This window comes from Mesorhizobium sp. M1E.F.Ca.ET.063.01.1.1 (assembly GCF_003998155.1).
Classification (GTDB): domain Bacteria; phylum Pseudomonadota; class Alphaproteobacteria; order Rhizobiales; family Rhizobiaceae; genus Mesorhizobium.
The window spans coordinates 1-8,469 of record NZ_RZSC01000217.1 but is presented as its reverse complement, the minus strand read 5'-3'; the positions used below and the strand labels follow the sequence as shown (position 1 = coordinate 8,469).

Genomic DNA, 8,469 nt, shown 5'->3' with positions numbered 1-8,469 from the left:
CCGCAGGAGCATGCGCAGACCGCCTGGGAGCAGCGGGCCGCCGCCAATCTGAACGCGATCGCGCCGCGGCCGAGGCAGGCGTTCCTGCTGGTTGCCGTGGAGGGTTTCAGCGAGGACGAAGCGGCGGAAATCCTCGATGCCGACGAGCAGGAGTTCTCCGAATTGCTTGCCCAGGCAAGCAGCGAGATTTCCCGCCAGGTCGCGACCGATGTGCTGATCATCGAGGACGAGCCGCTGATAGCCATGGACATCGAGGAGATGGTCGAAAGCCTCGGGCACCGCGTTGTCGGCACTGCGCGCACGCATGCCGAGGCGGTGGCCATATTTGGCAGGACGCGTCCGAAAATGGTTCTGGCCGACATCCAGCTAGCCGACGGCAGCTCGGGCATCGAGGCCGTAAACGAGATCCTGTCTTCAACGCCGGTGCCGGTGATCTTCATCACCGCCTTCCCGGAACGCCTGCTCACTGGCGAGCGTCCGGAACCGGCGTTCCTGGTGACCAAGCCGTTCAATCCCGATATGGTCAAGGCCCTGATCAGCCAGGCGCTCTTCTTTGACCGGCAGGCAAAGGCCGCGGCCTGACCGCCTGCAGGCCCTGACGATCAAGGCTTTGCGTAAGGCCTGTGCCTTGCATAAACCGCGCGCGGAAGCTCGTCCGATCGCTGGCGAAGCTTTGGGCGAAAAAGCGCTTCCGGGGGGATCGTCTTTTTCCGCGATTGGTGGAACAAACGCCATTCGGCCACGTTTTCAGGTCGATAGAAGGAGACGTATCATGCTGTACTGGGCGCTCGTTTTTCTTGTGGTTGCGATCATCGCCGGCGCGCTTGGGTTCGGCGGCATTGCCGGCACATCGGCAGGCATCGCGCAGATATTGTTCTTCATCTTCCTTGCCTTCCTGGTGATTTCGCTGATCGCCGGCCTCGTCAGGAGAACCTGACGCGGGGAGTTTTCGAACACTGGAAGCCGCACCCCTCAAACGGTTTCCAGCCACCGCCGGGCGGTGTCCCCAAAAGGACGTCGTCCGGCGGACCGCTATCTGAGGCTCGCGCGTCCAGCCTGGTAGCCAGTCGCAAGAACCTTTCAGCCTGGGTGCGGGAAGTATCGCATGCGGTCCAAGGCTTCAGACAAGAACGCCGACAAGCGCAATGACGAGGTGATAGCGATGCATCCGGCGGAAAGCGGGATGCAGGTTGGACGCGCCCTGCTCCACGCGCTTCACAATGCTGGAATTTCGGTCCTCTATCAGGATCGCGAAATGAGGACCGTCTGGGCCCGCAACATGCGAGCTCCGTGGGCATCCGAGACGGCCGACGGCAAGAATTTGCTCTCCCCCGCGCAGGCCGAGCGGATAGGCGCGGCCAAACGCAAAGTGGTTGAAACCGGCAACGCGGACCGCCTCGAGCTCGGCATCCCCGACAGTGACGGCGTGCGCTGGTTCCATATCTGGATCGATGCCGATCGCAGCGACTCCGGCGAAGTCCAGGGTGTTGTCACCACCATGGTCGAGACGACGGAGCAGAAACGCCGCGAACAGACGCTGAAGACGCTGCTGCGGGAAGTCAGCCATCGCTCGAAGAACCTTCTGGCCATCATCCAGAGCATCGCCACCCAGACCGGGCGCTACTCGGAGACGCTTGCCGACTTCCTGACGCGCTTTCGCGGCCGCCTTCAGTCGCTCGCCTCGTCTCAGGATCTGGTGACGTCCTCCAACTGGCGGGGAGCGGCGCTTCAGGAACTCGTATTCGGTCAGGTCGGCCGCTACAGCGCCGATCCCAAGCGCAGCCTGCGTTTCGACGGCGAAAACCCCTACCTCAACCCAAACGCCGCACTGCATATCGGGCTGGCCATGCATGAACTCGCCGTGAACTCGGTAAGTTATGGCGCCCTGTCGCAGCCTGACGGTCAGGTCAAGGTAAGCGCCAGGATAGCGGCCGGCAGCGAGACTTCGCCTGACCTTTTGCTGGTATGGACGGAGCGGATCGGCGCCGGCCGGCGCAACGAAAAGCGCTTCGGCAGCGTCGCTCTCGAACGCGTGGTTCCGACCTCGCTCAACGGCTCCGCCACGCTCGAGATCGATAAGGGCAATCTCGAATATCGCCTCACGATCCCGCGCGGCAACTTCGAGACGGACTGACCGCCGCCATTGCGGCTGCGACCGTCCGCCGGCAGCGGCCCTTAACCCGCTGTTCACCATAAAGTCCGATTCTGTTCCCGGCTAAAAGCAACTCGAGGAAAGGCGCACAGCGGCTTTCCATCCGGAGCCTGCGTAAAAACAAGCACTTGGAGCGGGTCGGCGACGTCAAGCGCTGAACCGCCCAAGTGTGTCGGAAGCCCAGCCGCGCCCAGTCAGATGATCTGGCACGCGATTTGGGAGGATTGAAATGATGGTCGCCGATATGAACAGATTGGAGCAGGCCGCCCGCGTCTCGATGAGCGGCTTTCAGGACGCCGAGGCACCGCCCTCGCCCCGCTCCTCGCATCTTACGCTTCGCCTCGGCGCCGTCGCGCTCCTTGCCGCCTTGGTGCTGGCGGCGGCGTGGCAGTTGAGCTGATCCGCCGGATATTCCGATCAAGAGCGCCAAGGGTTCGCGCATCGCGGCCACATCGGTGCAGGAACTTTTGAGCGGCGAGAATCGTTCTTTGCGGCAGGGGGGATTCACCCGTGGAACACATCGCCGCATTGCTCCTCGTCATCGGCTGCTCGGACACCATGACCGAATGCCGCGAACTGCCGGTGCCGGTCAGCGTCTTCGAGACTTTTGAGGCTTGCACCGCCGAACGGCCCTTCGCGCTGGGCGACCTGCGAGGTCGGATGCCGCGTATAATGGGCGAGTGCCTAGCCGTCGATCCGGCGCTCGAGGACGATTACGATCAGCTCCTCTGGAGCGTGCGTCCCGACGGCACGCTTGTGGCGTCGCTGGAGGTCTCCGGCACGCTTGTCGCGTCTAACGGCGCGCGCCCCGAAAAAGACTATCTTCACTAACAGTAAGATCGGGCAGGCAAATCCGGTTTTTTCATGCTAAATGGCGGACGGCACTGCCGAAAGTGAGGACAAAAGTGAGGAGCAATTTTATGCGGAAGATGATCATTGCCATGGTTGCCGTGGTCGCTGTCAGCGGCTGCACCACAACCGAGCAGGATGTGGTTGGCGGCGGCTTGATCGGCGCCGGCGTGGGCGGCTTGGTCGGCGGCGGCAAGGGCGCGCTGATCGGCGCGGCTGTCGGCGCCGGATCCGGCCTGCTGGTCCGCAACCTGCGCAACGGTTATTGCCAATATCGCGATCATCGCGGCCGGATCTACACCGCCCGCTGCAACTGATTTCGCGATTTTTCGAAGACTTGAAGGGAGGCCGATCCTTGCGGCCTCCCTTTCTTTGCGCCTGACCGGAGATCCGGCAGGCATTGGCTGTTCACGCGGTCAGCGGAATCCTTATTTCCACCTTCAGGCCGTCGGCCTGGAAATCGCGCTTGATCGTGCCGCGCAATTCGCGCGTGACATTGAGATCGATCAGCTTGGTGCCGAAGCCGGTCTTTGCCGGCGCCTCCAGCTTTTTATGCCCCGCCTCGCGCCAGTTGAGCACCAGGGTCTGCTCTCGGTTACGTCGTTCGACCGCCCAATCGACTTTCAGCGCCCATTGTCCCTTCAGCGAATTGGCCGAACTGCCGGCCTCGCCATACTTCAGCGCGTTGGTGGCAAGCTCGTGAAAGGTCAGGCCAAGCGCCTGCGTCGTCGTCTCGTCGAGCAGCACTTCCGGTCCCGACAAGATGCCTTCGGGAAGCTCCTTGCCGAACACCTGCCCGAGTTCGATGCGCAGAAGATCGCCAAGGTCCGCCTTCTGCCAGCGCGAGCGTGTCAGCATGTCCTGTGAAGCCGCCATCGCCTGCAGCCGCGCCGAAAACGATGCCGAAAATTCCTTCACGTCGGTGGCCTGGGAAGCAGTCTGCCGCGCGATCGCCAGAACCCTTGTGATCGAATTCTTGATGCGGTGCTTCATCTCCTGCAGGATGAGGTCCTTTTCCAGCAGGCTCTTCTCCGTCGCCTCATGCAGCAGCGACTTTGCCTCATAGGCGCGCTCCTGATAGCGGGCCACCAAGGCGATCGCCCCGGCAAGCAGCAGGCCGAACAGCCCGAGCATCACCGGAATGGCGCGCGAGGAAGGCAGCGAAAAAGCGCTCGTCGGCCGAAACAGAATAGTCCAGGGGCGGCCGGCCACGACGATATCCCGGCGCGCGACAAGCTTCTCGCCAAGCGATTCGGCCGGCGGAGCCTCTGAGCGGAACAGAAGATTGTCGGCGTTCGGCTTGCCGTCATAGATCTCGACGTTGACCGGCAGCAGCGGTGTCTTGCTGAGCGCCACTTGGAACAGGTCGCGCGCGCGGAAGGCGGCGTAAAGAAAGCCCGCGGTCGAGGAGCGGCTGGCATTGATGACGTCCGGCGCCGTTTCCACGTTCAGCCGCACGAACACCAGGAATCCGGGGAAGGTCTGCGTCACGTCGGCGCCCTGGCCGAGTTGGACAAGGCCGCTGGCATGCTGCTGGTCGTCCGCCATCGCCTTCTCGATCGCCGCCCGCCTTACCGGCTCGCTGAACATGTCGAAGCCGAGGATCGACTGATTGGATGTATCGAGCGGCTCGAAAAGCACGATGGGTGCGCGCCATTGCTGCTGCGTGGTGGCTGGATAGATCGGATGGGCCGAACCGTGATCGCGCAGGATGTCGCGTTCGACGGCGGCCCCGTCGCCGGTCTTGGCCAGCCTCAGGAAGCCGACGCCGCGCAGGCCGGCGAAATTATCGCTGATGTCGAGCGCGGTGAAGAAGGCGTTGAACTCGCCGCGCTTGATGTCGCCGTTGCGGGCATCGAACAGTGCCCGTGTCGAGCGCAGCAGCGACAGATGCAGGTCGATGCGGCTCTCGATGCGGTTGAGAGCATCGTCGGCCGTCCCTTCGAACTTGATGCGCGCCGCCTCCTGGGTCGCGAAATAGGCGAACCCCGCCATCGTCAGGCTGATCAGCGCGACGGCGATGAAAGCGACGATCGGAAAAAGCTTTTTCAATGCAGGGTGCGGCCCATGGATGCTTGACCATCTTTATGGGCAAGTCGCCGGACTAATACAATGGCGGGGCCAAGCCATCGCGGCTGTCGGCGCATCGACCAACGGTCTATTTGCCGGCTAATTTTCAGCGTCAAGCCGCGATTTTCAACGCTCCTGGACCCGGAATAGCGCCCGGCGGACATTTGCCGAGGATGATCATGCCGAGCACCTCGTCCTGGGTCACGTCGCCGGTGCGCGCCGTGCCGACGACCTGGCCGTTCTTCATCACACAGACCCTGTCGGCGAGCTCGAATACATCATGGATATCGTGGCTGATCAGGAAAATGCCGATGCCGTCGGCCTTGAGCTGCCGCACCAGTTCGCCGACCTGGGCCGTCTCCTGGGGACCGAGCGCCGCGGTCGGTTCGTCCATGATCAGGATGCGGGCATTGAACAGGATCGCGCGGGCGATCGCCACCGACTGCCTTTGTCCGCCCGACAGCTTGATCACCGGCTCCTTGAAGCGCTGGAAACGCGGATTGAGCCGGCCCATCACCTTGCGCGCCTCGGCCTCCATGGCGACGTCGTCTAGCGTGCCCCAGGCGGTCATCAATTCGCGACCGAGGAAAAGATTGGCGGCGGCGTCGACATTGTCGGCAAGCGCCAGCGTCTGGTAGATCGTCTCGATGCCGTATTTCTTGGCATCGCGCGGGTTGGAGATCGATGCTTCCTCGCCGTTGACGAAGATCGTACCCGCATCGCGCTTGTAGGCGCCGGACAGGATCTTGATCAGCGTCGACTTGCCCGCACCGTTATGGCCAAGCAGCGCCACCACTTCGCCTGGAAAGAGATCGATGGACGCGTCGTCGACGGCGCGGATGCCGCCGAAGGCGATCGAGATGTTGCGCATGTCGACCAGCGGATCACCGGTGGAAGCGTTCTCTGCCATTTTCTCCTCCTCCCTAATGCCTGACTTCGGGCATGATCTTTTCCGCAAACCGGTTTCCACTTTGCGGGATCATGCTCAGACCCGTTTGCGGTAGATGGTGTCGAGCCAGACGGCGATGACCAGCACGGCGCCGACGACGATGCTCTGCAGTGGTGAGTCGACGCCGAGCAGCACCATGCCGGACTGCAGCGACTGCATCAAAAGCGCGCCCAGCATGGCGCCGAGCACGGTTCCCGAACCGCCGGCAAGCGAAGTGCCGCCGATCACCGCCGCGGCGATGACCAGGAGCTCGTCCAGCGTGCCGAGCGCGTTGGTCGATGAATTCTGCCTGGCCGACGAGATCGCCGCGGCGATCGTCGCCAGCACGCCCATGATCATGAACACCTTCATGGTGATCCAGCGCGTGTTGATGCCGGCAAGGTTCGCCGCCTCCGGATTGCCGCCGATGGCGAAGACATAGCGGCCGAAGCGGGTGCGCTTGGTGATGAAGGTCATGATCAGGCCGACCGCCACCGCCATCAGCACCGGAATGGCGATGCCGTGAGCGATGAACAGCCCGCCCTCGGGAACGGTAATGTTGTTGGCGGCGGCGTATCGGTTCACGATACCGACCGGCCATGGATAGGAATTGGCCAGCCACACCGCGCCCATGATGACCGCGCAGGTGACCGCGCCGAGCAGCGTCTCGGCCCAGATCGGGCGCAGCGGGAAGCGGAAGCGCTTGCGCTGTACGCGGCCATGGAACAGCGCAAACACCACCGCCAGGCAGGCGACGACGCCGACGGCCCAGCTCCATTTGGCGCCGATCGAGCCCGCCGGCCCGCCGCCCATCAGCTGGAAGGTGGCGTCGAGCGGCGCGACCGTCTGGCCGCTGGTGACCCACCAGGCGGCGCCGCGCCATACCAACAGCCCACCCAGCGTCACGATGAAGGCCGGCACTTCGAGATAGGCGATGACGAAGCCCTGGAAGGCGCCGATCAGCAGGCCGAGCGCCAGGCCGATGGCCAGCGCCAGCACCCAGATCCACGGATTGCCGAGCTCGAGCCCGACCATCCGCACCAGGAAATGCACCTGGGCAAAGCCCATGACCATGCCGATCAATCCCTCGGCCGAGCCGACGGAGAGGTCGATATTGCGCATGACGATGACCAGCACCATGCCGGAGGCCATGATGGCCACGGCCGAGGTCTGCACCGACAGGTTCCAGAGATTGCGCGGTGTGAGAAACGTGCGGCTGTCGAAATCGAGCGGATTGACGCCGAGCCGCAGGCTCGAAATGACGTGCAGGCCGATCCAGATGATCAGCAGCGCGCCGACCATGCCGAGCATGCGCGTGTCGAGCTCGGTCGCCTTGAGAAAGCGCCCGATGGCGCTGAGTTCAGATGCCCGCGCGCGATCCGCGGCCGGGTTGGCCGGCGTTTCAGAGGTCGTATCGGTCATGATCTCCTCCCACCGGCCTGCCGTCTGGCGCGGATGCCGGGCCACGATGCTAGGGCAATTCCAGGAAGCACGTAACGGACTTCCGCGCGGAATTGCGTGGAAACAAACGGTCGGGGCAGTTCGGCGATTTTGCCAGGCGGTGAACTGCTCCGGTGGCTCCCGGCTTCGTCGAAGCCGGGAGCCTTTGGAGAAACGCCGCGGTTTTGGGCCGCGGCGCTGCGTTTGATAGCTTGCAGTCGGATCAGTTGCAGACCGCGACGCTGCCGGCGGCAACGCCGGCGCAGACTTCGTCCTTCTTGATCCAGCCCGCATCGATGACGACGTTGAGATTGTCCTTGGTGATCGCGACCGGCGTCAGGAACAGCGACTTGACGGTGTTGCCGCCAGGTGTGGTGAAGTCCTTGACGCCGGCGATGTCGGTCATCTTCTTGCCGTCGGCGAGCTGCGAGGCGATCTCGGCGGCGTTCTTGCCGAGCTCGCGCGCGTCCTTCCACACCGACACGGTCTGCGTGCCGAGCGCGATGCGGTTGAGCGCGGCATGGTCGCCGTCCTGGCCGGAGACCGGAACGGTGCCGGCCAACCCCTGGGCCGTCAGCGCCGCGACGACGCCGCCGGCAGTGCCGTCATTGGCGGCCACGACGGCGTCGACCTTGTTGTCGTTGGCGGTCAGGAACTGCTCCATGTTCTTCTGGGCGTTGGCGGGCAGCCAGCCATCCGTATAGGCCTCGCCGACATTCTTGACCTTGCCGCTGTCGATGGCTTCCTTCAGCACTTCCATCGAGCCCGAGAACAGGAAATCGGCGTTCGGATCGGAGCCCGAGCCCTTGATGAAGACATAGTTGCCTTCGGGCTTGGCCTTGAACACCTCGCGGGCCTGCATGCGGCCGACTTCCTTGTTGTCGAAGGTCAGGTAGAACACGTCCTTGTTCTCGATCAGGCGGTCGTAGCCAACCACCGGAATGCCCTCGTCGAGCGCCTTCTGCACCGCCGGCCCGATCGCCGAGGCGTCCTGCGCCAGGATGATCAGCGAATTGGCACCCTGCGAGAT

At 63.5% G+C, this 8,469-nt stretch carries 10 protein-coding genes; 6 read left to right on the top strand and 4 right to left on the bottom strand.

Annotated features, from left to right (window positions below; genetic code table 11):
• The 6 genes from EOA29_RS16945 to EOA29_RS16925 all read left to right on the top strand — a co-directional run.
• On the top strand, nt 1-582 hold a 582-nt coding region (locus EOA29_RS16945), incomplete at its 5' end, for a response regulator (protein ID WP_145969690.1).
• Between the two features lie 190 nt (nt 583-772).
• Complete coding sequence (locus EOA29_RS16940; RefSeq protein WP_126091568.1) at nt 773-937, top strand: DUF1328 domain-containing protein; 165 nt, start codon at nt 773-775, stop codon at nt 935-937.
• Between the two features lie 168 nt (nt 938-1,105).
• The gene (locus EOA29_RS16935) at nt 1,106-2,134 is read left to right on the top strand and encodes a sensor histidine kinase (protein ID WP_126091567.1); all 1,029 of its coding nucleotides are present in this window, start codon (nt 1,106-1,108) and stop codon (nt 2,132-2,134) included.
• Between the two features lie 247 nt (nt 2,135-2,381).
• On the top strand, nt 2,382-2,552 hold the full coding sequence (locus EOA29_RS41460; RefSeq protein WP_189350494.1) for a hypothetical protein: 171 nt from the start codon (nt 2,382-2,384) through the stop codon (nt 2,550-2,552).
• 110 nt (nt 2,553-2,662) lie between these two features.
• Complete coding sequence (locus EOA29_RS16930; protein WP_126091566.1) at nt 2,663-2,983, top strand: hypothetical protein; 321 nt, start codon at nt 2,663-2,665, stop codon at nt 2,981-2,983.
• Between the two features lie 89 nt (nt 2,984-3,072).
• On the top strand, nt 3,073-3,318 hold the full coding sequence (locus EOA29_RS16925; protein WP_027166589.1) for a YMGG-like glycine zipper-containing protein: 246 nt from the start codon (nt 3,073-3,075) through the stop codon (nt 3,316-3,318).
• 91 nt (nt 3,319-3,409) lie between these two features.
• Here EOA29_RS16925 and EOA29_RS16920 read toward each other — a convergent pair whose 3' ends face one another.
• The 4 genes from EOA29_RS16920 to EOA29_RS16905 all read right to left on the bottom strand — a co-directional run.
• Nucleotides 3,410-5,053: a CHASE domain-containing protein gene (locus EOA29_RS16920; protein WP_126091565.1), complete on the bottom strand. Its 1,644-nt coding sequence runs from the start codon at nt 5,051-5,053 to the stop codon at nt 3,410-3,412.
• Nucleotides 5,054-5,183: 130 nt separating this feature from the next.
• Nucleotides 5,184-5,981, bottom strand: a complete 798-nt coding sequence (locus EOA29_RS16915; protein WP_126091564.1) for an ATP-binding cassette domain-containing protein — start codon at nt 5,979-5,981, stop codon at nt 5,184-5,186.
• A gap of 75 nt (nt 5,982-6,056) precedes the next feature.
• On the bottom strand, nt 6,057-7,421 hold the full coding sequence (locus EOA29_RS16910) for a sugar ABC transporter permease (RefSeq protein WP_126091563.1): 1,365 nt from the start codon (nt 7,419-7,421) through the stop codon (nt 6,057-6,059).
• Nucleotides 7,422-7,662: 241 nt separating this feature from the next.
• Nucleotides 7,663-8,469: substrate-binding domain-containing protein (locus EOA29_RS16905; protein ID WP_127221173.1), on the bottom strand; the 807-nt coding region annotated here is incomplete at its 5' end.